2 rRNA genes are annotated in these 507 nt (G+C 45.6%); both read left to right on the forward strand.

Annotated elements, in window-relative coordinates:
- Positions 1-100 (forward strand): 23S ribosomal RNA (locus D9603_RS21525); the annotation flags it as partial.
- Between the two features lie 186 nt (positions 101-286).
- A 5S ribosomal RNA gene (gene rrf, locus D9603_RS21530) occupies positions 287-400 on the forward strand.
- The last annotated feature ends 107 nt before the right edge of the window (positions 401-507 follow it).

Consider the following 507-nt stretch of genomic DNA (forward strand, 5'->3'; position numbering starts at 1 on the left):
ACTGAAGGGCCGTTGAAGACTACAACGTTGATAGGCGAGATGTGGAAGTGCTGTGAGGCATTAAGCTAACTCGTACTAATTACCCGTGAGGCTTAACCATACAACGCCAAAGTGGTTTAGCGACAGAAGTTAATAGACTGAAGTAGACAAAGAATTTAATAAGCTTTTCTAGATTTAAGAATTAAACAAGGTGACCAACCTCAGCGGTATCGCGAAATCGGTTCACCTTGCGCAAATGGAATGCTCGTGCGAGGCACGATGTCATTAAACATTTGCACCCAGATTTCCTGGTGACTATAGCGTTTTGGAACCACCTGACCCCATGCCGAACTCAGAAGTGAAACAAAACAGCGTCGATGATAGTGTGGGCTTCCCATGTGAAAGTAGAACATCGCCAGGGCCTTATTAGAGAAACCCGTTGCAGCAATGCGACGGGTTTTTTGCATTTGGAGTAAAGTACTTCCATGTAGTATTTCCCCTTCGCGTATCCATGCGCTCACTTCCTCG

Origin of the sequence: Pseudoalteromonas sp. PS5, assembly GCF_004103255.1 — a bacterium.
Lineage (GTDB): Bacteria > Pseudomonadota > Gammaproteobacteria > Enterobacterales > Alteromonadaceae > Pseudoalteromonas > Pseudoalteromonas peptidolytica.